Genomic DNA, 23,364 nt, shown 5'->3' with positions numbered 1-23,364 from the left:
GAGTGAATGATCGTGCCAAACCTTGGTCCTTTCGTCGTTTCCGGGCTCGCCACCGGCGCGGTATATGCGCTCTCGGCAGTCGCAATCGTAATCCTCTTCCGGGCTTCTGGTGTCGTCAACCTTGCGCAGGGCGCGATCGGTGCGCTCTCGGCGATCATCGCCTGGCAGATCGGAAACTCAGGTGGCCCTCCCTGGATCGGGTGGATCGCGGGCGTGATCGCAGCTATGGCGGTCTCGCTGGCCTATGGCCGGCTCCTTGCTCCGCGTGTAGCTCATAGCGATCCAGTGGTTCGAGCGGTGGCTACGCTTGGCCTGGCGCTCGTGCTGCTCGGGGTCATGGATTTCTTCTGGGGCGAATACGGCCGTGTTCTACGTCTTCCGACCGACAGTCTGGGCGTGCGCATCCTGGATGTGCGGGTAACCTACACGCGCCTGATCGCGTTAGGGCTCACATGTCTTGTTACGGTCGGCACGATCTTCTTTCTGGGATGGACGCGGATGGGGCTGGCGATGCGCGCGCTTGCCAACCGCCGGGACATCAGTGCGATGCTCGGCGTGCCCGTCCTGACGGTCGATTCCTGGGCGTGGGCGATGTCGGGACTGATTGCCGGTGTCAGCGGCATCCTGCTCGCCAACCTTGCGCGGATGCAGCCCCTGTTCCTGACATTCATGGTCATTCCGGTGATCGCCGCCGCAATTGCCGGCCGTGTGCAATCGCTGGGTATCGCGGTTGCGGGCGGCTTGGCAATCGGTGTGATCGAAGCGATCGGCACGCCATTTCCGTCCGTCGCGCCCTACCGCACATTGACGCCCTTCGTTTTTGCCATCGTCGCGCTGGTTTTCCTGCAGCGCCATGGGCATCCACTGATCAGCGGCGGGGCTGGACTGGGAGCAGACGATGTGCGCTCGGGCGCGCCCGCGGGGAGCCCGCGCCACCGCGCGTTGGTCGGAGTCGCTGCCGGAGTTGCCACTGCGCTGGTGGTGGCGCTGGCGGTGCCCGAAATCGCCAGTTCATACTGGCTGCGTGTGCTGACCGCCTCCGCTATCCTGGCGCTCGGCTCGCTTGCCACCGCAATTATCTATGCGCAGTTGGGCATGGTTTCCTTGTGCCAGTTCGCCTTGGTCGGCGTCGGCGGTTGGGTTGCGTTGCGTTCCTGGCATGCAATTCATTGGCCCTTCGAAATGTCGTTGCTGTGCGGTGGTGTCGGCGCCGCTCTGCTGGGTCTGATCTTCGGGCTGCCGGCACTGCGCATGCGCGGTCTCTATCTTGCGCTGGTCACTTTGATGATCGCGGGTGGTTTCCAGGTGGTGATCACCGCCATCGATTTCCCCGACGGTGGAGCCGGCTTCATTGGCAAGATCTATAATGGGCCGCGCCAGTATATGGACCGCCCCGGGCTGGCAACGACGGACGCCGCCTATTTTCGCTATTGCCTGGGAGCGCTCGTCATCGGCTATCTCTTCGTCCTCTGGCATCAGCGCTCGCGAGCCGGGCGCGCCTGGGCGATGATACGTCGCAGCGAAGCTTGCGCCCTGTCGGCGAGCGTCAATATCGTCGCCTACAAGATATGGGCCTTCGCGCTCGCCGGCTTCCTTGCGGGCATCTGCGGCGGGCTGCTCGCGGGTCTCATCGGCACGCTCGACCTGACCTCGTTTCCGGCGAGCGAATCTGTGTTGCTCTTCGCGGTGACCCTTATCGGCGGCGCCTATAGCTGGCTGGGGCCGATTCTGGCGGGCCTGCTGCTGCGCGCTGTTCCCGGACTCCTCAACGATTGGCACATCGACGGCAATATCGCGACGATCGTCTTTGGAGCGGGCCTGTTGCATGCGTTGATTACCGCCCCGGGCGGCGTTGCGGGCCAGATCCTTGATACCGTCGGGCGCATCAAGGTGTTTGCCAGACAGGTGCGACGGGAGAAGGCAGTATGATCGAGATCGACGGCCTGGGGGTCAGGTTCGGCGGGGTGACAGCGTTGAATGCGCTGACGGCATCGCTCGATGCAGCGGTAACGGGATTGGTCGGTCCCAATGGCGCGGGCAAGACGACGTTGCTTAACGTGCTCAGCGGCTTCATCACGCCAACCGCCGGGTCCGTCAGGATCGACGGGCAGGACATCGGGCGTCTTGCGACGCATCGGCGGTCAGCATTCGGGATCCGTCGAACCTTCCAGACCGAGCAGGTGGTGCTCAATCTCTCGGTGCGGGACAATATCGCGGGGATGCTCGATCATGTTCCCTACGGGACGAGCAGCCGCAACGACGTCATCAATGCGGCTCTGCGCTATACCGGTCTCTCGGATCGGGCCCATCTGATGGGGGGAGCCCTCGCGACAAGCGACCGGCGGATGGTCGAAATCGCGCGATGCATCGTCGGCGCCCCGAAGATCATCATGATGGATGAACCCGGAGCCGGCCTTAGCGAATCCGAATCGGATTTCCTGCGCAAGACTATTGTTGGCATCCCGGCGTTCTGCGGGGCCCAGGTGCTGCTCGTCGATCACGACGTCGACCTGATCTCATCGACCTGCTCGAAGATGCTGGTTCTCGATTTCGGCACCGTGATCGCCTACGGCCCGGTAGGTCCGACCTTGAAGGATCCGAAAGTGCGTGCCGCATACCTTGGAGAAACGGCATGACCGATTGCCTCCGGATCGAGCGTCTGGCGATTGCACGCGGTGGCAAGCAGGTCGTGCATGGCGTGAACCTCGAGATTCCACCGGGGCGGGTTACGGCTCTCTCGGCGCCAACGGAGCTGGCAAGAGTTCGCTCGTTCTCGCCGCGGCGGGTGCGTTGCCCGTTTCCTCCGGCGACGTGCTCATCGACGGAAGGTCCATTGGTGGCCTCAGGCCCGAGCAGGTTCGCCGTCTCGGAATTGCGGCCGTCCCCGAAGGCCACCACGTGCTCAGCGAACTATCGGTCCTCGATAATCTCCGGGTCGCCGGTCATCATCTGCCGGGTCGCAAGCGGGAGGATGGTATCGAGGCGGCGCTCGATACGTTTCCCGAGCTTCGCCCAAAACTCGGCGCGCGAGCGGGGTCGCTCTCCGGCGGTCAGCAACAAATGGTCGTACTTGCCCAGGCCATCGTCGAGCGCCCGCGCTACATCCTTGCGGATGAATTGTCATTTGGCCTTGCCCCCGTGATCGTAGCCAGGCTGGTTCCGGTGATCATTCAGCTCGCCGCTGATGGCGTCGGGGTACTGTTGATCGAGCAGTTCACGCATATCGCATTGCGAATCTCCCATCGCGTCCATGTCATGGAGCGGGGATATATTCGCTTCTCGGGCGAACCCGAGGAGTTGCGGCAGAATCCGGATATTCTTCACAGCGCCTATCTCAGCGGGAATTAGCATACGTTCATTGTTCGCCATGTTTGGCGTGCGGGGCACGGAGGCTTCATTGAACCCACCGAGATCGCCAACGAGCTTCCAAGGTCGAATACAGAGCGACGATCAAGACATTGGGAATCCACGACGTAAACGCCAGAATCGGAGACATGCTGGAATAGCTGCCGTACCCCAATGCTAACCGATCGGAATCTGCAGGCGAAGGACAACGGCTCCGAAGGTCATCGCGTAGCTGAATCGCATAAGTAGCCGATGCCACTCAAGCCTTCCCTGCACGGCCGAAATCCAAGCCGCTACAGTCGTGCCGATCCACAATACAGCGAGAATCCCGAAGCCGACGCCAGCCACCCAGCCACCCGAAGCAAAGGGTGACGTAGCCAACGCTCCTGTTCCACTCGTAACGCACGCTAGGACGTAAGTTCGGCCGGACCAACGATGCAGCGTCGGATGGCGCGCGCGTAGCCCCGGAAAGAATTGTAACGGTCCCAGGACCAAGGCGGCAGGGGCTATGAGCATGTGAGTTAACGCCTTCAGAGGCGCTTGCAGTATGACTGCCTTGATATCTGGATCGATGCCGAACCATACGTTTTCCAACGCGGCGTAGTATCGCAAGGAATGCGCGGCTACGACTGTGGCGAGCACGACCATCATGCACAACCCAATTCGGGAGACGTATCCCTTCTGCATCTGTCTCGCACCCTGCCGCTGCTATTGGTCAAACCGTTTGGTCTTACGGCCGGTATTCTCCGGAGAGGGAAGCCCGACTATGATTGAATCGTTCGAGCGGACAAGTATTTGGGGGCCGCCGGCGCGGGAACAGGGATGAAGGGATGAGTGCTGGGACGAATAGCGTTCTTAACGTTACGAAACGCGCTCCATCAGGGTTGGACGCCGCCTCATTTGGATGATTACAGCCGGCGTAGCGGTGGTCGATCTGTCCTGCGTGTTCACTCCCGTGCACAATTCGCCCCTTCACGGCCCCGGCGTCGTGTTGTGAATCCCGTGCGTAGCCGAGGCGTCGAGCGGCCTGTCGGCTCTGGGACTGACACTCCCTCCGCCATCGGCCTCATCCCACCAATTTCCATTTCCCATCGCCCGCGCGCTTCAGCGCCGGGTCGCTCACCCGCACGTGCTCGGCGAGAAAATCGATGAACGCGCGGACGCGCGCCGGGAGCGGCGCGGTGTGGCCGACATAGACGGCGTGAATGTCTTCGCGGTCGCCGGGATTGTAGTTCTGCAAGACCGGGACGAGGCGGCCTGATTCGATGTCGGGACCGACGTGGAAGAGGGCGAGGCGGGCAAGACCCACGCCGCCGAGTGCGAGACGGCGGGCGGCTTCGCCGTCGCTGGCGCGGGCGGCCGGCGGCGGGACCGCTTCCTCGGTGCGGTCGCCGCGCTTGAATTGCCAGCCGCGGATACTGCGGGGAAAGGTCCAGCCGATGCCGCGGTGATCGGCGAGATCCGCCGGAATCTTCGGCGTGCCGAAGCGGGCGAGATAATTCGGTGCGCCGATCACGACCATGCGGCTGGTGCCGAGCTTTCGCGCGACGAGGCGTGAGGTGCGCAGCGGGCCGACGCGGATGGCGACATCGGCGCGCTCCTGCATCAGGTCGATCAGCGTGTCGGTCAGCACCAGATCGAGCGTGACGTCGGGATGCATTTCCAGGAAGCGCGGGATCAGCGGCATTACGTGCAGCATGCCGAAGGGAATGTTGCTGTTGACGGTGAGCCGTCCGCGCGGTGCCGCGCCTGAGGCCGCCTCGCGTTCGGCCTCTTCCATCTCGGCGAGGATACGCACGGCGCGCTGGTAGAACGCCTGGCCTTCCTCCGTCAGCGTGAGCTTGCGCGTGGTGCGGTTGATCAGCCGCGAGCCGAGCCGTGCCTCCAGCCGCGAGATCAGCTTGCTGACGCCCGACGGCGTCAGCCGCAGTTTTCGCGCGGCCTGGGTGAACCCGCCCAGGTCGACGACGCGGACAAAGACCTCCATCTCGGCAGAGCGGTTGGTGTCGAAGCGGGCCATGTTGAATTCACGTCATAAATGATTGGATTGCGGACATGCTAATGGTTTTGCCGCAGCGCGGCTATCTGCGTGGCTCGTACCATCCATTGGAGTCCCGCATGCCTCCCGCCGTTCTCGCGCTCACCGCCGGTGCCTTCGGCATCGGCACCACCGAATTCATCATCATGGGCCTCTTGCTTCAGGTCGCCGCCGACATGCACGTCTCCGTGCCGGTCGCGGGCCTGCTCATCTCCGGTTATGCGCTCGGCGTGTTCGTCGGTGCGCCGGTCTTGACGCTGGCGACGCGGCGGATGCCGCGCAAAACCGTATTGCTGGCGCTGATGGCGATCTTCACGCTCGGCAATGCCGCCTGTGCGCTGGCGCCGAACTACGAATTGCTGATGGCGGCGCGGGTGCTGACCTCGCTGGCCCACGGCACCTTCTTCGGCGTCGGCTCGGTGGTGGCCACCAGCCTCGTCGCCGAGGACAAGCGCGCCTCGGCGATCGCAACCATGTTCATCGGCCTCACGGTCGCGACGCTTCTGGGCGTGCCCTTCGGCGCCTGGTTCGGCCTGATGCTCGGCTGGCGCGCTGCGTTCTGGGCCGTGACGGTGATCGGCGTGATCGCCTTCGCCGTGGTGGCCGCGTTCGTGCCTGGCCATGTCGGCAACGGCGACAAGCCGATCTCGCTTGCCGAGGAGGTCGCGGTGCTCGGACGTCCGCAGGTGCTGCTGGGCCTCGCCATGACCGTATTCGGCTTCGCCGGCCTGTTCGTCGTGTTCACCTATATCCAGCCGATCCTGACGCGCTTCACCGGCTTTTCGGAGGCTGCGGTCTCGCCGATCCTGCTGGTGTTCGGCGCGGGTCTTGCGATCGGCAATGTCGCCGGCGGCAAGCTCGCCGACCGCGGCCTGGCGCGGGCCCTGATCGGCACGCTCGCCGCGCTCGCCATCGTGCTGCTCGGCCTTGCCGCGGTGCTGTCGGTCAAGATCGCGGCCATCGCGCTGATCCTGCTGCTCGGCATCGCCGCCTTCGCAACCGTCGCGCCGCTCCAGCTTCGCGTGCTGGAGGCGGCCGGCCCCAGCGGCCGCACGCTCGCCTCGAGCCTCAACATCGCCGCGTTCAATCTCGGCAACGCGCTGGGTGCCTGGGCCGGTGGCGTCGCCATCGACCGCGGGCTTGGCCTCTCCGCGCTGCCTCTGGTGGCGGCCGGCATCACCGCGGTCGGCCTCGTGCTGGCGCTGTGGAGCCTCCGGCTCGACCGTACCGCGGTCGTCGTCGCGGCGTGCCCGGCGGAATAGGAGAGCGATCATGGAATACCGCAATCTCGGCGCCTCCGGACTCAAGGTCCCCGTCCTCAGCTTCGGCACCGGCACCTTCGGCGGCCAGGGCCCTCTATTCTCTGCCTGGGGCCGCAGCGGTACGGAGGAGGCGCGCAAGCTGGTCGACATCTGCCTCGATGCCGGCGTCAATTTGTTCGACAGCGCCGACGTCTATTCGAACGGTGCCTCCGAGGAGATTCTCGGTGCTGCGATCAAGGGCCGCCGCGACAAGGTGCTGATCTCGACCAAGATGAGCCTGCCAATGGGCGATGGCCCGCTCGATGCCGGCTCATCGCGGCAGCGGCTGCTGACTTCGGTCGAGGCAGCGCTACGACGGCTCGGCACCGAAACGATCGACCTCCTTCAGCTTCATGCGTTCGACGCGTTCACGCCGATCGAGGAGGTGCTGTCGACCCTCGATACGCTCGTGCGTTCCGGCAAGCTGCGCTATGTCGGCGTTTCCAATTTCGCCGGCTGGCAGTTAATGAAGTCGCTCGCCATGGCGGACCGCCACGGCTGGCCGCGTTATGTCGCGCACCAGGTCTATTACTCGCTGCTCGGCCGCGACTATGAGTGGGAGTTGATGCCGCTCGCGCACGACCAGGGCGTCGGTGCGCTGGTCTGGAGCCCGCTCGGTTGGGGCAGGCTGACCGGAAAGATCCGGCGCGGCCAGCCGCTGCCGCAAGAGAGCCGCCTGCACGCCACCGCGCAATTCGGCCCGCCCGTGGACGAGCAGCGGCTTTACGCGATCGTCGACGTGTTGGACGCGATTGCAGCCGAGACCGGCCGCACCGTACCGCAGGTCGCGATCGCCTGGTTGCTGTCGCGCCCTACCGTCTCCTCCGTGATCATCGGGGCCCGCGACGAGGCGCAGCTGCGCGACAATCTCGGTGCGGTCGGCTGGTCGCTGGGCTCGGACCAGATCAAGCGCCTCGACGAGGCGAGCGCCGTCATGCCGCCCTATCCCTATTACCCCTATCGCATCCAGGAGGGCTTTGCGCGGCTCAATCCGCCGCTGGTGTGACGGATGGCTAATAGAAGGCGGCAATCGCTGCGCCCAGTCCTTGCGGAAGGTTGGGCTCGCTCTTCAGCGTGTCCAGGAAGACGGGATCGCCCGCCACCGTGAGACCATCGAGCTTGATCGGATGCAGCGGCTCGGCGACCGCTGCGACGGCCGCCAGATCGGGGCCGGTCCGGACGCCGTTATAGGCGAGCCGCGGGCGCAATTGGACATTGTTGCCGAACTGCTCGTCGAGTGCGAGGCGCCATCCGGTTCGTGACACCGTTCCGCTGGCGATCGCCGCGCTCATGGCGATGCTATGCGGTTGCAGCGTGCCGAGATTGCCGAGCGCGGCGCCCAGGCGGCTCGTCGCCTCCGCCAGCGTGACGTTCTCGATCCCCGGATCCTGGTCGGGCGAGGTGAAATCGATCGTCCGCGCGCTCCTGCCGATCTTGAGGGCCTCGCCGCTTGCGCCGGCTTGCTGCATGGCCTTCTTGGTCCCGTAGCGCGGCCGACCGCCGATCGTGACCAGGACGATATCCTGCTCGCGCGACTTGATCAGATGGCCGTAGGGATCGCCGGTCACTCCCTTCACGACCAGGAGATCGGCGAACTTGCCCTTGGCGATCGTCCCCAACTTACCTTCCCATTTCAGGATCGTGGCGGGATTGCGCGTCGCCATCGCGACGATGTCGTAGTCGCTGAAGCCGAGATTGAAATGCGCGGATACGACCTTCGCCGCCTTCAGCTCGCCCAGCAGGTTCTTGCTGCCGGAGGGCGACCAGTCCGAGCCCAGCGCGACGGTGAGGCCTGCCATGCGCGCGGCGACGACGTCGGTCGTCTTGCCATAGAGCAGCAGATTGCTGAGGGGCGACCACACGACCTTGGCATGGTTTTCAGCCATGGTTCCGAAGTCGGTCGCATCGAGCGCCGTACAATGAATACCGGCCAGCGACGGCTCGATCGCCCAGTCTCCCGCGGAGTTGCGCAAGGCGAGGAAGTGGCTGTGCGCCTTGGCGTCGATGCCTTCGCTGAGATGCAGCAGGAAGCACGCCGATGATTTGAGCTCGTTGTCGAACTTCGCCCAATCCTCGGCATCGATGTCTGGAATCTTGGAGTGTGCCCGCGGAAGATCGGGTGGGCTTCCGATCTCGGCCGCGCGTAGCGCCCCCTTGTAGTATTTGTGGATCGTGCCGCTCCAGTTCGACAGCGTGATCCCCTGGCTCGTTGTCGTTCCCGCGACCAGGCATTTGGCTTCGACATAGCGAACCAGGGCCGGCAGCAGCGAGCCGTCGTCGGCAAGAGCGATCGCGCTCATGGGGCCGGTCACGGACGTCTTGTACGATTTGGCGTTCTGCCACTGGTCGCGATTGCCAAAGAGTTGTGGCACGCGCCAGAGCGGCAGGATGTTGTAGCTGAGGTGATTGTGCAGCTCGATCAGGCCGGGATAGATGGTGCCGCCGGTGGCCACCGCGGCAACGGCCTCGAAGCCCGTTGGGGCCGGCCGTCCCTTGGGCAGGATCGCGGCGATCCGATTATCCTCGATGAAGATCGTCCCGTTCTTGATGACGTCGCCCTCCGCGGCCATCGTCACGATCCGGCCGGTCAGCGCCCATCGCTTCGGGCTTGCGGCCGGGCTCATGGAATCACCCCATCGGGAATGGTGATCGTGATCGTGCGCCGCTTGGTTGCTGCGTCAGCGCCCTGGCGTACGGCCCATGGCGTGTCTCCACGCATCCAGGCCGGCAGTCCCGCCGGAAGATCTTTTGCAATGATGTCGACGAGTTCGGACGGCTTGAAGGCGTCGCCATACGGCACGAGTGCCGTCGGCACGTCGGGATGCTCGACCTCAGGCGCCAGCGCGGCAAGGGCGGCATTCCATTTGGTCAGCATGATCTTGGTATTCACGGCCTGCGTCGCCGAATCATGCGCAGAGCTTTCCGGCCAGGTCGGGTGGGTGATGTGCTGATACGCGAGGGTCTTGTAGGCCGCGCCGTCGGAGCTCTTGAGCCAGGCTTTCCAGGCCTCGTCCGCGAGGCCGCCGAGCGAGACGACAGCCTCGATGTTGCCGGGGCCCAGCACGGCTTTGAACCATTTGTTGCGATAGTCGACGATGCCGGGCTCGTTCTTGTGCTTGGAGCCGCCGCTCTGGCCGTAAACGCTGTACAGGAAGGTGTTCACCATCACGTAGCTCTGCGTGATGCCGAGCTTGGCCAGGAAGCCCTGGGTCCGGCGGCCCGCGGTGCCGACAAGGATCCGGCGCACGATGGTCTCGTGCTGGGCGGGGTCCTGGCCGACGATCAGCACGCGCGCCGATCCGTCGAGCCGGCCGCGGTGAAAGATCGGTCCCCATTCAATCCGGAAATCGTGGGGATCGTAGGCTTCAGCGCCGGGGTAGTTGGCGCACAGGTCGCGAAAGGGTTGTTCGCCGTATCCGCCGTCGAATTCTGTGAGCATGGAAAATGCTCCAATCTGCCGATGTCGAAATAGCTGCGTCAAAAAACTGGTTGCCGCAATCTTGGCGCTCGTTTGTTGCGCCATTCAACCTCTATGTGGGTCAAGACAGGGCGCGCAAAGGTTCACGAACGTCTCTCGCTCCGGGGCCGTGACAGAGCGTCGCGACAACGCGCCATGCAGAAACGCGCCCTGTACACGGTCGCGTGATCTCCATAACCTCCGCGGCGCAATTTTCAGGAGATGCGGCGTGGCGAAGAAGACGGCAAGCAAGAAGAAAAGTGTTTCAAGGAAAGTAACGAAGACCTCGAGCAAGAAAGCCACCGCCCGCAAGGGCGCCGTCGCGAAAGCCGCGAAGAAGGCAGTCAAGAAGGCGCCCCCGCGCAAACCGGCCACGGCGCGCCGTCCCAAGGGACCGGTCTGGCAATGGTCTGCGGTCGACACCGCGGCCGCGATCCGCAACGGCGCAATCTCCGCGGTCGAGACCGTCGAGGCGCATCTGGATCGGATGCGCGCGGTCAATCCCAGGCTGAATGCGGTCGTCGTCGATCTCAGCAAGGAAGCGCTGAAGGCCGCGCATGCGGCCGACAAGCAGCGCGCCAAGGGCGGCGAGCTCGGCCTCCTGCACGGCGTGCCCATCACCATCAAGGAAAACGTCGATTACGAAGGCCGGCCGAACTTCAACGGCGTGCCCGCCAACAAGGACCTCATCGCGCCGTCGGATGCGCCGGTTGTCCGCAACCTGAAGAAGGCCGGCGCGATCGTCATCGGTCTCACCAACACGCCGGAATTCTCCTTCCGCGGCTTCACCGACAATCCCCTGCATGGGCTGACGCTGAACCCCTGGGACCCCGATATCACCTGCGGCGGCTCCTCGGGCGGCGCTGGTTCGGCGGTGGCCGCCGGCATCGGCACCATCGCCCACGGCAACGACATCGGCGGCTCGCTGCGCTGGCCGGCGCATTGTAACGGCATTGCCACCATCAAGCCGACGCAGGGCCGCATCCCCGCCTTCAACGGCAGCGCAACGGCCGAGCGACCGATGCTGGCGCATCTGATGTCGGCGCAGGGGCCGCTCGCCCGCCACGTCGCCGACGTCCGCCTTGCGCTGGAGGTGATGAGCCAGCGCGATCCGCGTGATCCCTGGTGGGTGCCGGCGCCGCTGGTCGGGTCGAAGCCGAAGGGACCGATCAAGGTCGCGCTGGCGAAGATCCCCGACGACATGAACGTCGATCCGTCCGTCGCCGCGGCGCTGCGCCAGGCCGCCGATCACCTCGAGCGTTCCGGTTATCGCGTCAGCGAGGTCGAGGTGCCCGACATCAACGGCGTCTGGCAGACCTGGTGCGACATCATCACCAACGAGACGATGGTGATGCAGGAGGCCGCAATGCTGAAGGTCACGACCGAGGATTTCCACAAGGCGTGGAACGGCATGAAGACCAAGGCCAACGTGCTCGATCTCAAGGCCTGGATGCAGGCGACGGCCGCGCGCAACGGCCACATCCGCGCCTGGCAGCTGTTCTTCGAGGACTATCCGGTCGTGCTGGCGCCGACCACGGTCAGTCCGACGCCGGGCCCGCGCGACGACACGGTCAGCGCCGAGCGCGTGCAGGAGGTGTTCTGGGGCGGGATACGCTTCATCTCCGCGATCAACGTGCTGGGCCTGCCCGGCGCGGTGGTGCCGGTGGCGCTGCACGAGGGCAAGCCGATCGGCGTGCAGCTCATCACCGGGCGCTATCGCGAGGACCTCGCGCTCGATGCCGCGGCGGCGATCGAGAAGCGCGCGGGCGTGCTCGCCCATCGCCTCTGGGAGACGATGGAGTAGCAGCACTCTCACCCCCTCCCTTGTGGGAGAGGGTGCTCGCCGCAAGGCGGCGAAACGGGTGAGGGGTCTCACCCCACAAGCGCGCATCTAGCCGAACGGATGGATACCCTTCATCCGGCGCCATAGCCGAAGCTTCGCTTCGGCGTTCTCTTAACAACGGCAGCCGAAGGCCGCCTACGCCACCTTCTCCCGCAAGGGGAGAAGGAAGGGCGTCGCGCCAAGGCGTATGAATTCGTTAATCCAATTTGATTGGTATTTTAGCCAATTCACCAATAACCGTTAGGGTTACTTCCTCGATCTCTAGGCGAATTATTGCCCGCTTTACCACCCGCCTCTAACACGAGGACGGCGGACAACGCACATGCCTCATACAGGCCAATAAGTGCGGCCCGCTCCACGCGGAGGTGGCACGATGCGCAACGAGACGATCGCTATTCACGCCGGCTATGAGCCCGAAGCCACCACGCACGCGGTTGCCGTGCCGATCTACCAGACCGCGGCCTACGCATTCGACAGCGCCGATCACGGCGCGGCCCTTTTCAATCTCGAGGCCGAGGGTTTCCGTTACAGCCGCATTGCCAATCCGACCAGCGCGGTGCTGGAGAAGCGCATCAGCCAGCTCGAAGGCGGCGTCGGTGCGCTCGCGGTCGCGACCGGCCAGGCGGCGCTGCATTTCGCCTTCGTCAACGTCGCCGATCACGGCGGCAACATCGTGTCCGTGCCGCAGCTCTACGGCACCACGCACACGCTGCTCTCGCACATTCTGCCGCGCCAGGGCATCACGGGCCGCTTCGCCGAGAGCGACAAGCCGGATGCAATCGAGAAGCTGATCGACGAGAACACCCGTGCGGTGTTCGCCGAGACCATCGGCAATCCCGCCGGCAATGTCTGCGACATCGAGGCATTGGCGAAGATCGCGCACGCCCACGGCGTGCCGCTGATCGTCGACAACACGGTCGCAACGCCGATCCTGCTCAAGCCGTTCGACTACGGCGCCGACATCGCCGTGCATTCGCTGACCAAGTTCCTGGGCGGCCACGGCACCACGCTCGGCGGCGCCATCGTCGATTCCGGAAACTTCCCCTGGGCGAAATACGCCGACCGCTTCCCCGCCTATAACAAGCCGGACGCTTCCTATCACGGCCTCGTCTATGCCGAGCGTTTCGGCAGGACCGCCTATATCGAGCGCGCGCGCAGCGTCTATCAGCGCACCATGGGCTCGGTGCTGTCGCCCTTCAACGCCTTCCTGCTGCTCCAGGGCATCGAGACCGTGGCGCTGCGCATGGAGCGCCATGTCGAGAACGCGCGCAAGGTGGCCGAATTCCTCCGCACCGACCCGCGCGTCGCCTGGGTCAACTACACGGGCTTCCCGGACAGCCCCTACTACCCGCTGGTCCAGAAATATCTCGACGGCAACGCCTCCTCGCTGTTCACCTTCGGCATCAAGGGCGGCATGGAGGCCGGCAAGGCCTTTTACGATGCGCTGAAGCTGATCACGCGCCTCGTCAATATCGGCGACGCCAAATCGCTGGCCTGCCATCCGGCCTCGACCACGCACCGGCAGATGTCGGCGGAGCAGCAGCGCGTCGCCGGCGTGCTGCCGGAGACGATCCGCCTGTCCATCGGCATCGAGCATGCCGCCGATATCATCGAGGACATCGACCAGGCGTTGGAGAAAGCCTGTCCGTCGTCGCGCCTCCAGGCCGCGGAGTAGGCGACGGCCCCGATGACGATCCTGATCAACAGGGATCACGGGATATCGAGCCCGGCGCTGGTGCCGGCCGAGGGCGATCTGGCGCGCGATCATGCCGGCGCCGAGCTCACCATCGGGTTGATCAACAACATGCCTGATCCGGCGCTGAAGGCGACCGAGCGGCAGTTCATGAAGCTGCTCCAGGCCGCCGCGGGCCCGCGCCGCATCCGCTTCCACTGCTTCTCGCTGCCCTCGGTCAAGCGCTCGCCCGAAGCGAAATGGCACGTCGAGAGCGAATATTCCGATCTCGCGGACCTCAAGCGTCAGCGGTTCGACGGGCTGATCGTGACCGGTGCCGAGCCGGTCGCGCCCGAGCTCGACCAGGAGCCGTACTGGCGCGACCTCACCGATCTGGTCGATTGGGCCAAGGCCAACACGCGCTCGACGATCTGGTCATGCCTTGCCGCGCATGCCGCAGTCCTGCACCTCGACGGCATCGCGCGGCGACGGTTGCCGGCCAAGTGTCACGGCATCTTCGACTGCGCGGCCGTCACGAGCGACCCGCTGACGCATGCCGTGCCCGCGCCGCTCAAGGTTTCGCATTCGCGCCTGAACGAGATTGTCGAGAGCGACCTCGATCAGGCCGGCTATCGGGTGCTGACACGCTCGGCGCTGGCCGGCGTCGACGTCTTCGTCCGCCAATATGCCAGCCGCTTCGTGTTCTTCCAGGGCCACCCCGAATATGACGCATTGTCGCTTCAGCGCGAGTATCTGCGCGACATCGGCCGTTACCTCGCGCGTGAGCGCGAGAATTATCCGCATTTGCCCATGAGCTATTTTGACGCAGCGACGGAAGAGAAGCTGGCGCGCTTCGAGAAGAAGGCGAGACACCAGCGCCATCCGGCGCTGACCAACGACCTCCCGGCGCTGAACTTGCGCGCTGATATCGCCGCTGGCAGCGCAGCGGCAGCCCTATTCCGTAATTGGCTGCAATATCTCGGTGCGGAAGCCGAGGCCGCGGTCCTTGCGCGCCAGCCCAAGGGCGTTGGTTCCGCGTTAGGATTACCCAAGCGTTAAGCTTGCCTCAACCGGCGCGCGAATGTTTCAGTAGAGAAATACGGAATCACAGAATCACAGGAAACGCAGTCGTGTGGTCGGCACTCCAGGGACGCGTGAGCAATCGGCTCGCCCGGCACTTCCGTGCCGCGCCGCACCGGCTGACCGCGCATGCGCCGATGGTGAGCTTTACCTTCGACGATGCCCCCGATAGTGCCGCCGGCGAGGGCGCCTCGCTCCTCGAAGCGCATGGCGGCCGCGGCACCTATTACATCGCCGGCAGCCTGATCGACCGGGCGTCGGATCACTGGCATGGGCTGTCGAGCGACGCGATCGTGCGGCTTCACCGTACCGGCCACGAGATCGCCTGCCACACCTTTTCGCACCAGTGCGCGGTCGATCTCGACGAGGCCGCCATGACCCGCGAGATCGAACGGAACCGCAGCCATCTCCGCGCCATCGAGTCCTCGATCGCGCTGGAGAATTTCGCCTATCCGTACGGCCTCGCCTCGGTCTGGCGCAAGCCGCAGCTCGCAAGAACCTTCCGCTCGGCACGCGGCATTCTGCCCGGCGTCAATCGCGACGTCATCGACCTCCAGTTCCTGCGCGCCTCACCGCTGGTCGATTGCGAGATCGATGCGGCGGGCGTCGATCGCTATTTCGACGAGGCGGTCGAGAGCGGCGGATGGCTCATCTTCTACGGCCATGACGTCGCGAACGCGCCGAGCCCCTATGGCTGCACGCCGCAGCTGATGCGCCATGCGCTTGAGGCGGCCGGCAAGCGCGACATACCGATCGTGACCGTTGCAGAGGCATTGCGAAGGATCGGGGCGTAGCTCTTTCTTCCTTCTCCCCTTGTAGGAGAAGGTGGCGCAAAGCGCCGGATGAGGGGTCTGTTTCAGCGAATCAACCTCTATCGAAGCCGTCGAGAGAACCCCTCACCCGTCTCGCCGCTACGCGGCGAGCCACCCTCTCTCACAAGGGGAGAGGGGAAGACTCGGCCTTGCCGCGCGAACAGCCTTGCCACGCCCGCGCCAGCATGCGACTGGCCTTGTGACGAATCCCACGGCCTCCGACACACCCATGAATGTCCCTTCCATCGCTCCGCTGCCCGCGCCGGCCAACGGCCGCGACGCGCTGTCGGTGCTGCATTCGGTGTTCGGCCTGCCGGGGTTCCGCGGCGCGCAGGGCGAGATCATCCGGCATGTCACCGATGGCGGCAATTGCCTGGTGCTGATGCCGACCGGCGGCGGCAAGTCGCTGTGCTACCAGCTGCCGTCGTTGCTGCGCGAAGGCTGCGGCATCGTGGTCTCGCCATTGATTGCGCTGATGCGCGACCAGGTCGCCGGCCTGCTCGAGGCCGGGGTCAACGCCGCCGCGCTGAACTCGTCGCTGACGCCGCAGGAGGCCTCCGACATCGAGCGACGCCTGATCGCGGGCGATCTCGACCTGCTCTATGTCGCGCCGGAACGGCTGGTGACGCCGCGCTGCCTGTCGATGCTGGCACAGGCCAAGGTCGCACTGTTCGCCATCGACGAGGCGCATTGCGTCTCGCAATGGGGCCACGACTTCCGCCCCGAATATGTCGGCCTCTCCATCATCGCCGAGCGGTTCCCCGAGGTGCCGCGCATCGCGCTGACCGCAACCGCCGACGAGCTGACGCGGAAGGAGATCGTCGAACGGCTCCAGCTTGGGGGCAGTCCGCAATTCGTCTCCAGCTTCGACCGGCCCAACATCCGCTACGAGATCGTCGACAAGCGCAATGCGGTGTCGCAGCTCAAGGAGTTCATCCGGGAGCGCCATGCGGGCGATGCCGGCGTGGTCTACTGCCTGTCGCGCAACCGGGTCGAGGAGGTCGCCGCCGCGCTCGACGATGCCGGCATTGCCGCGCTGCCCTATCACGCCGGGCTCGACAGCAGCGTGCGCTCGCGCAACCAGGACCGCTTCCTCAACGAGGACGGCATCGTCATCGTGGCGACCATCGCCTTCGGCATGGGCATCGACAAGCCCGACGTGCGCTTCGTTGCCCATCTCGATCTGCCCAAGAGCATCGAGGCCTATTACCAGGAGACGGGACGCGCCGGCCGCGATGGCAAGCCGTCCGCGGCATGGATGGCTTATGGCCTCTCCGACATCGTGCAGCAGCGCCGCATGATCGACGAGTCCAGCGGCTCCGACGATTTCAAGCGCGTGTCGATAGGCAAGCTCGACGCGCTGGTCGGGCTCGCTGAGACTGCGCAGTGCCGGCGCAGGCGGCTGCTCGCCTATTTCGGCGAGATCGTGCACGGCGAAACCTGCGGCAATTGCGACAATTGCCTGACGCCGCCAAAGATGCGCGACGGCAAGGTGCTGGCGCAGAAACTGCTCTCCTGCGTCTATCGCACCGGCCAGCATTTCGGCGCAATGCACCTGATCGACGTGCTAATCGGCCGCCTGACCGAGAAGGTCACGCAGTTCGGCCACGACAAGCTGTCGGTATTCGGCATCGGGCGCGAGCTCAACGAAAAGCAGTGGCGCACGGTGCTGCGCCAGCTCGTGGCGATGGGCCATTTGCAGAGCGACAGTGAAGCCTATGGCGCGCTGAAGCTGACGGACTCCGCACGCGGCGTGCTACGCGGCGAGACCGAGGTGTGGCTGCGCGAGGAGGCGCCCGGCACGCGCATCCGTTCCAGCCGCGCCAAATCCCGCCGCGGCGATCTCGCGCCTGCCGCAAGCGCTCCGCAAGGCGACGTCGATCCCGAGCTGCGCGCGCGGCTGCGATCGTGGCGCTCGGACGTTGCGCGTGAACGCGGCGTGCCGGCCTATGTGGTGCTGCACGATGCCACCATCGACGGTATCGTGCGGGCCTGGCCGACCACGCTGGACGAGCTCCGCAACGTGCCCGGCATCGGCGACAAGAAGCTCGAGCATTACGGCGACGAGCTGCTGCGGATCATCAGGACGCGGTAGGGGGCGCGGTAGCGGTTGTTAGCGCGCCAACCCTCTCCACATCGTCATCCCGGACAAGCGCAGCGCCTGGCAGCGCGAAGCGCTGTCCAGTAGCGGAGCGCCGATCCGGGATCCATACCGCGTGATTTGTCTTGGGGCACGCGCGACGACGTTCTTCGCCAAACTGCTCCCTGGGGGTATGGGTCCCGGCCTTCGCCGGGACGACAGCGGTAAATGAGGCGCGAGGCGGGCAACCTCAGCCATTCCGGAACGCATACCCGTAGCCGTTGAGCGCCGGGGCGCCGCCGAGATGGGCGTAGAGGACCTTCGCGCCCTTCTCGAAATAGCCCTTCTGCGTCAGGTCGATCAGACCCTGCATCGACTTGCCCTCGTAGACGGGGTCGGTGATCATGGCTTCGAGACGCGCGGTGAGGCGGATCGCTTCCTTGGTCTCTTCCGACGGCACGCCATAGGCTGGATAGGCGTAGTCCTCGATCAGCACGACATCGTCTGCAACGATGTCCTTGCCGAGCTCGACGAGCTTGGCCGTGTTCTGCGCGATCGAAAGCACTTGCGCCTTGGTCTGCGCCGGGGTGAACGACCCGTCGATGCCGATCACCTTTCGCGCGCGGCCGTCGGCGGCGAAGCCGACCAGCATGCCGGCATGGGTCGAGCCGGTGACGGTGCAGACCACGATGTAGTCGAACTTGAAGCCGAGCTCGGCTTCCTGCTTGCGCACTTCCTCGGCGAAGCCGACATAGCCGAGCCCGCCAAATTTGTGCACGGAGGCGCCGGCGGGAATCGCGTAAGGCTTGCCGCCCGCGGCCTTCACCTCCTCGATCGCCTGCTCCCAGCTCTTGCGGATGCCGATGTCGAAGCCGTCGTCGACCAGGCGCACGTCGGCGCCCATGATGCGCGAGAGCATGATGTTGCCGACACGGTCATAGACGGCGTCCTCGTGCGGCACCCAGGCTTCCTGCACCAGGCGGCACTTCATGCCGATCTTGGCGGCGACGGCGGCGATCATGCGGGTGTGGTTGGACTGCACGCCGCCGATCGAGACCAGCGTGTCGGCGTTGGAGGCGATCGCATCCGGGATGATGTATTCGAGCTTGCGCAGCTTGTTGCCGCCATAGGCGAGACCGGAATTGCAGTCCTCGCGCTTGGCATAGATCTCGACATTGCCGCCGAGATGCTTCGACAGCCGCTCCAGCTTCTCGATGGGCGTCGGGCCGAAGGTCAGCGGATAGCGCGCGAATTTTTCCAGCACGGTCAGGTCATCCCGATTGGTGTTGAGCTGGCCGCAGCGACTAGCATAGGTGATAAGGAATGTGCTCTCGAATGCTGCGCCCGTATTGCATGTTATCTTGCGAAGAATGGCAGGTTAGCTAATATTTCTTTCAGAAATCGATCATATATCGGAAGTTCCTTCCATGTCGTCCCGGTTAGACCGCGTAGACCTTAAGATATTGAGATTGCTTCAAAATAACGGCCGGCTCAGCAATGCCGAGCTGGCCGAAACCGTCGCGATCAGCCCCGCGACCTGCCATCGCCGCACCCAGCGCCTGTTCGAGGACGGCTTCATCGCCGCCGTCCGGGCCATGGTTGCCCCGAAGAAGGTGGCAAAGGGGACCCTGGTCATGGTCGGCGTCGTGCTGGACCGCTCGACGCCGGAAAGCTTTGCCATCTTCGAGCAGGCGATCGCAAAGCTGAAATTCGTGCTCGACTGCCACCTCGTCGCCGGCGACTTCGACTATTTCCTCAAGATCCGCGTCGGCGACATGGAGGACTTCAACCGCATCCATGGCGAGCAGCTCATCGCGCTGCCCGGCGTGCGCCAGACCCGCACCTTCTTCGTGATGAAGGAAGTCGTCGACAACGCACCGCTGGAGTTTTGAGCGGCTTCACGATGCCGGTTCGACGACGCCGTCCGCGACCTGCTCCCGCTCGGCGTCCTCCGGCCGCATCGCGATCACCGCGATCAGCCCGAGGCCGACGCCGATCATGACATAGAAGATAGGCGCCAGCGGGGAGCCGGTGAGCGCGATCAGCCAGGTCACGAAGAACTGGGCAAAGCCGCCGAACACCAGCACCGCGACGTTGTTGACGATCGCGAGCGCGGTCGAGCGAATGCGGATCGGGAACAGCTCGACCAGCGTGGTGCAGTAGACGCCGAGGAAGAAGGCGCTGAAGAAGCCGATGACGACCTGGGCGACCAGCAGCCTTGCGATCGACGGCTCGGAGATCACCCAGGCATAGAGCGGGTAGAGCGAGACGAAATAGCCGATCAACGAGACCAGCAACAGCGGCTTGCGCGGATAGCGGTCGGAGACGGCGCCCGCGATCGGCACGACGATCACCATCACGATTGCCGCGATCATCTGCACCAGGAAGCTCTGCATCAGCGGCAGCTTCAGCACCTCCTTGGCATAGGTCACGGTGTAGCCGAAGGTGACGTAGAACGACACGGCGCTCGCCACCACCATGCCCATGCCGATCAGGAAATTGCGGCCGGGATTCTTGAGCGCGGCGATGAAATTGTCCTTGTGCACCGTCGCCATGCTGCGCCGGGAAGCTTCGGGCTCGATGACGCTGGCGCGCATATAGAGCAGGATCGGAACGATCACGAGGCCGACGAAGAAGGGAATGCGCCAGGCGCCGGCGGCAAGCTGCTCCTGCGTGAACGCCAGCGTCAGGACGGCGCCCAGCACTGCGCCGAGCACGTTGGCCATGAGCTGGCCGGCGATCTGCCACGAGCCATAGAAGCCGGTGCGGCCGGGAGGCGCCGCTTCGATCAGATAGGCGGTCGAGGTGCCGAACTCGCCGCCGACCGAAAAGCCCTGCAACAGCCGCGCCAACAGCACGATCAGCGGCGCCGCAATGCCGGCCGTGGCGTAGGTCGGCGTCAACGCCAACAGCGCGACCGACACGGCCATGATGCCCATGCCGAGCGTCATCGCCGCCTTCCGCCCCTTGCGATCGCCGAAATAGCCGAGCACGAGGCCGCCGATCGGCCGCATGAAGAAGCCGGTGCCGAACAGCGCGGTGGTCAGCAGCAGCGCGTTGATCTCACTGCCCGGAATTTTCGGGTCGACCGGGAAGAACAGGTTCTTGATGATCGGTGTCATCAGCGCGAACACCGTGAAGTCGTACCACTCCAGCGCGTTGCCGGCGATCGCGGCCGCGATGGCTTTCCTGTTCGTCTGCATCTCTCGCTTGCCTGTCCGGTTGCGCCTATTCGGCGGGTTGATGGGTGACGTCGGCATCCTGCCATTCGTCGCCGGCGAGTTCCGGCGTGGCGAAGGCCTTGAGGTTGGCGAAATGAATCTCGCGATCCTCGACGAACAGGCGACGGACGATGCCGCGCGCGAGCCGGTCGGCGCCCTCGCTGATCGCGGGGATATCGCCGGAGAGCTTTCCGTGGCTCAGCGTCGCCGGATAGTTGAAGCAATGCAGCCGCGCCAACATCGGGCAGGCGCCGGGCTCTTTCTCCAGGAACTGGAAGCTGTCGCCGAGGTCTGGCGAGTTCTCCAGCTCGGCATTGTCCATGCCGTCAGGTGCCGGGAAGCGGTCGCACCAGAAGCGGATATGCGGCGCGAACTCGGCAAGCTCGTCGCGCAACGCGAGGTCGACCTTGAAGCCCGTGCCGAAGATGATGAAATCGGTCGCATAGCGGCCCTTCGGCGTCGTCACTATGAGATGGTCTCCCGCGACGACGAGATCATCGATCGGGCTTGCGAGATGGAAATGCGCCTGCGGATAGGCGGAGACGCGCAGCACGCTTTGACGCGGCGGCGGCGTCTGCGCCTTCAGCGTGTGATCGAGGAAACGCCATTTCCAGTCATCCGACAGGCCGGCAAAGCCGTGGACGACGCCCTGGCTGCCGATGCCGGTGAACTTGTTGACGCGCGGGATGTCCGCGCGCCGAATGAAGAGGTCGAGCCGCGCTGCGCCCGCTTCCAGCGCCATCGCTGCGTTGTCCATCGCGGATGCGCCCGCGCCGACGACGGCAACACGCCTGTCGCGAAGTCTCTCGAAGTCGATGGGGGCGGACGAATGCGCCCAGAAACGTCGGTCGATGCCGTCGCACAGCGACGGCACGTAAGCACCGCCGAGGCCGTCGCGCCCCGTCGCCAGCACGACGTGGCGCGCGAGAATTTGCCGCGACGTGCCGCCTTCGCTGATTTCGAGTGTGAACAATTCATCGGAGCGCGCCTGTATTCGCTCGACCGAAACCCCGTTGCGGACCGGCAGGCCCAGCACCTTGCGGTACCAGATCAGGTAATCCATCCACATCGTGCGCGGCGCGCGGTGAAGCGCCTGCCAGGCCTGCCTGCCATATTGCGCCTCGTAGAAGGCGCGGAAGGTCAGCGCCGGCATGCCCATCGCGGGGCCGGTCAATTCCTTGGGCGAGCGCAGCGTCCGCATCCGGGCGAACGTGACCCAGGGACCTTCCTCACCGGCGCGCGCGCGATCGAGCACGAGCTGGTTGTCGACGCCGAGACGCCTGAGCATGGCGGAGGCGACGAGGCCGGCCATGCCTGCGCCGACGATGACGACGTCGACGACGCTCTCGCCATCGACGACGCGGCGCGGCACCCACGACTTGGCCGGCAGTTCGAGCCAGGCCAGATCCTGCTTCAGGCGCGCTTCAAGCGCCGCGAGGCCCGCCGCGTCAGGTGTCATCGTCGTCATGAGGGAGCTTTCTCGAATTCACTGGTTTCATCGCTGGCCTCGGCCAGCGCGGCGGCGCCGCTATGCAGCCTTGCGCCAGGCATCAGCGCGACCGCAGCGCGCAGTGCGTCGTTGAGCGCGGCGACCGTCGGCGTCAGCTCGCGCCCGGTCGGCGCAATCGCGGCGAACAGGAAGGGAATGGACACGTCCAGGGGCCGGGTGACGACGCCCTCCACCGGCAGGCTGGAGGTCAGCACCGGCTCGACCACGGCGATGCCGAGCGACTGCTTGGCCATGGCAATCGCCGTCAGCGAAGCGTTGGTGTCGATGACCTCAGCGGGCACGACACCCTCACGCTCCAGCGCCTCCTCCACCCGGCGGCGAAGCCGGTAGGGGTTAGCCATCGTCAGCAGCCGGACGCCAGCAAGATCCTTCAGGCGAATGACCTTCTTTTTCGCCAGCGGATGATCCATCGCGAGGCACGCGACGCAGGGCACCTCGCAGACCCACTGCACGTCGAGCCCGGGATGCTGGATCGGCAGGCTCGCAAGGCCGAAATCGACCGACTGCGACAGCACCGATTGCACGACGTTCTCGGCCGAGAGCGCCTGCACGTGGACCTGGCTTGGCAGCAACTCGCGTTCGAGCGCTGCGAGCGCGGCCGGGACGAAGCCGGCCGCCAGCGCCGGGATCGCTGCCAGGCTGAGCACGGGAAGCGCACCTGCACCGATCGCGTTGGCGCGCTGGCGGATGTGCTTCAAGCCCATCAGCAGCCGCTCGACCTCGGCATGAAACAGCAAGCCCTTTGGCGTCGGGCTGATGCGCGGGCCGTTCCGGGTGAACAGAAGATAGCCGACGTCAGCTTCGAGATCCTGGATCTGACGCGTCACGACCGGCTGCGATCGGCCGAGCAGCCGCGCCGCGCCGGTGATGCTGCCGGCCGACATCACGGCGGCGAAGGCCTCGAGAAGGCGGATGTCGATAACGTCCTGGTTCATGGTCATGTCGCTTGCATTATGTGGATATAGAATGATCAATAATTCTTGATGTGCAAGAAGTATTATGAGA

Annotated in this window: 19 protein-coding genes; 11 read left to right on the top strand and 8 right to left on the bottom strand. The window is 65.0% G+C overall.

What is annotated here, in order from left to right:
• Window positions 1–6: 6 nt before the first annotated feature.
• The 3 genes from E4K65_RS48210 to E4K65_RS15735 are packed head-to-tail and all read left to right on the top strand — an operon-like array spanning window position 7 to window position 3,348.
• Window positions 7–1,929, top strand: coding sequence for an ABC transporter permease (locus E4K65_RS48210; protein ID WP_135174949.1), 1,923 nt, complete (start codon window positions 7–9; stop codon window positions 1,927–1,929).
• Window positions 1,926–2,636: an ABC transporter ATP-binding protein gene (locus E4K65_RS15740; protein WP_135174948.1), complete on the top strand. Its 711-nt coding sequence runs from the start codon at window positions 1,926–1,928 to the stop codon at window positions 2,634–2,636. Before E4K65_RS48210 ends, E4K65_RS15740 begins: the two co-directional genes overlap by 4 nt.
• Window positions 2,608–3,348, top strand: coding sequence for an ABC transporter ATP-binding protein (locus E4K65_RS15735; protein ID WP_209312066.1), 741 nt, complete (start codon window positions 2,608–2,610; stop codon window positions 3,346–3,348). The genes E4K65_RS15740 and E4K65_RS15735 overlap by 29 nt, the downstream gene beginning before the upstream one ends.
• A 174-nt stretch (window positions 3,349–3,522) precedes the next feature.
• Here E4K65_RS15735 and E4K65_RS50025 read toward each other — a convergent pair whose 3' ends face one another.
• Window positions 3,523–3,861 (bottom strand): DUF2306 domain-containing protein, encoded by a 339-nt coding sequence (locus E4K65_RS50025; protein ID WP_430649030.1) that lies wholly within the window; start codon window positions 3,859–3,861, stop codon window positions 3,523–3,525.
• A 550-nt stretch (window positions 3,862–4,411) separates the two neighbouring features.
• Entirely contained in the window at window positions 4,412–5,365 is a 954-nt protein-coding gene (locus tag E4K65_RS15725) for a LysR family transcriptional regulator (RefSeq protein WP_135174946.1), read from the bottom strand.
• Between the two features lie 98 nt (window positions 5,366–5,463).
• On the opposite strand from E4K65_RS15725, the gene E4K65_RS15720 reads away from it, so the two are divergent.
• Complete coding sequence (locus E4K65_RS15720; protein ID WP_167770840.1) at window positions 5,464–6,645, top strand: MFS transporter; 1,182 nt, start codon at window positions 5,464–5,466, stop codon at window positions 6,643–6,645.
• Window positions 6,646–6,655: 10 nt separating this feature from the next.
• Window positions 6,656–7,690 (top strand): aldo/keto reductase, encoded by a 1,035-nt coding sequence (locus tag E4K65_RS15715; RefSeq protein ID WP_135174945.1) that lies wholly within the window; start codon window positions 6,656–6,658, stop codon window positions 7,688–7,690.
• 7 nt (window positions 7,691–7,697) lie between these two features.
• On the opposite strand, the gene E4K65_RS15710 is transcribed toward E4K65_RS15715, so the two are convergent.
• Entirely contained in the window at window positions 7,698–9,308 is a 1,611-nt protein-coding gene (locus E4K65_RS15710) for an amidohydrolase family protein (RefSeq protein WP_135174944.1), read from the bottom strand.
• Complete coding sequence (locus E4K65_RS15705; protein WP_135174943.1) at window positions 9,305–10,123, bottom strand: uracil-DNA glycosylase family protein; 819 nt, start codon at window positions 10,121–10,123, stop codon at window positions 9,305–9,307. Before E4K65_RS15705 ends, E4K65_RS15710 begins: the two co-directional genes overlap by 4 nt.
• A gap of 247 nt (window positions 10,124–10,370) precedes the next feature.
• Here E4K65_RS15705 and E4K65_RS15700 point away from each other — a divergent pair, with 247 nt between their 5' ends.
• The 5 genes from E4K65_RS15700 to recQ all read left to right on the top strand — a co-directional run bounded on the left by E4K65_RS15700 (window position 10,371) and on the right by recQ (window position 17,643).
• Window positions 10,371–11,945, top strand: a complete 1,575-nt coding sequence (locus E4K65_RS15700; protein WP_135174942.1) for an amidase family protein — start codon at window positions 10,371–10,373, stop codon at window positions 11,943–11,945.
• A 412-nt stretch (window positions 11,946–12,357) separates the two neighbouring features.
• Window positions 12,358–13,659, top strand: coding sequence for an O-acetylhomoserine aminocarboxypropyltransferase/cysteine synthase family protein (locus E4K65_RS15695; protein WP_135174941.1), 1,302 nt, complete (start codon window positions 12,358–12,360; stop codon window positions 13,657–13,659).
• A gap of 12 nt (window positions 13,660–13,671) precedes the next feature.
• Window positions 13,672–14,715: a homoserine O-succinyltransferase MetA gene (metA, locus tag E4K65_RS15690; RefSeq protein ID WP_135174940.1), complete on the top strand. Its 1,044-nt coding sequence runs from the start codon at window positions 13,672–13,674 to the stop codon at window positions 14,713–14,715.
• Window positions 14,716–14,786: 71 nt separating this feature from the next.
• A complete protein-coding gene (locus tag E4K65_RS15685; RefSeq protein ID WP_135174939.1) occupies window positions 14,787–15,530 on the top strand; it encodes a polysaccharide deacetylase family protein in 744 nt (247 codons plus the stop codon).
• Window positions 15,531–15,777: 247 nt separating this feature from the next.
• Window positions 15,778–17,643 carry a DNA helicase RecQ gene (recQ, locus tag E4K65_RS15680; protein WP_135174938.1) on the top strand — a complete coding sequence of 622 codons (1,866 nt, stop codon included), beginning with the start codon at window positions 15,778–15,780 and terminating at the stop codon, window positions 17,641–17,643.
• A 235-nt stretch (window positions 17,644–17,878) separates the two neighbouring features.
• Here recQ and E4K65_RS15675 read toward each other — a convergent pair whose 3' ends face one another.
• A complete protein-coding gene (locus E4K65_RS15675; protein WP_027545292.1) occupies window positions 17,879–18,892 on the bottom strand; it encodes a 1-aminocyclopropane-1-carboxylate deaminase in 1,014 nt (337 codons plus the stop codon).
• 163 nt (window positions 18,893–19,055) lie between these two features.
• Between E4K65_RS15675 and E4K65_RS15670 the strand changes: the two genes are divergently transcribed.
• Complete coding sequence (locus E4K65_RS15670; protein ID WP_135174937.1) at window positions 19,056–19,520, top strand: Lrp/AsnC family transcriptional regulator; 465 nt, start codon at window positions 19,056–19,058, stop codon at window positions 19,518–19,520.
• A gap of 6 nt (window positions 19,521–19,526) precedes the next feature.
• Here the strand turns inward: E4K65_RS15670 and E4K65_RS15665 are convergent, their stop codons facing one another.
• Genes E4K65_RS15665 through E4K65_RS15655 form a run of 3 tightly spaced genes read right to left on the bottom strand, consistent with a single transcriptional unit; the run spans window position 19,527 to window position 23,294 of the window.
• The gene (locus tag E4K65_RS15665) at window positions 19,527–20,831 is read right to left on the bottom strand and encodes a citrate-proton symporter (protein WP_167770839.1); all 1,305 of its coding nucleotides are present in this window, start codon (window positions 20,829–20,831) and stop codon (window positions 19,527–19,529) included.
• Window positions 20,832–20,856: 25 nt separating this feature from the next.
• Complete coding sequence (locus tag E4K65_RS15660; protein WP_135174935.1) at window positions 20,857–22,317, bottom strand: NAD(P)-binding domain-containing protein; 1,461 nt, start codon at window positions 22,315–22,317, stop codon at window positions 20,857–20,859.
• Window positions 22,314–23,294, bottom strand: a complete 981-nt coding sequence (locus tag E4K65_RS15655) for a LysR family transcriptional regulator (RefSeq protein WP_135174934.1) — start codon at window positions 23,292–23,294, stop codon at window positions 22,314–22,316. Before E4K65_RS15655 ends, E4K65_RS15660 begins: the two co-directional genes overlap by 4 nt.
• Window positions 23,295–23,364 lie beyond the last annotated feature (70 nt).

This window comes from Bradyrhizobium niftali (assembly GCF_004571025.1).
Lineage (GTDB): Bacteria > Pseudomonadota > Alphaproteobacteria > Rhizobiales > Xanthobacteraceae > Bradyrhizobium > Bradyrhizobium niftali.
The sequence above is the reverse complement of the archived record's forward strand: the minus strand, read 5'-3'. Positions and strand labels throughout refer to the sequence as shown.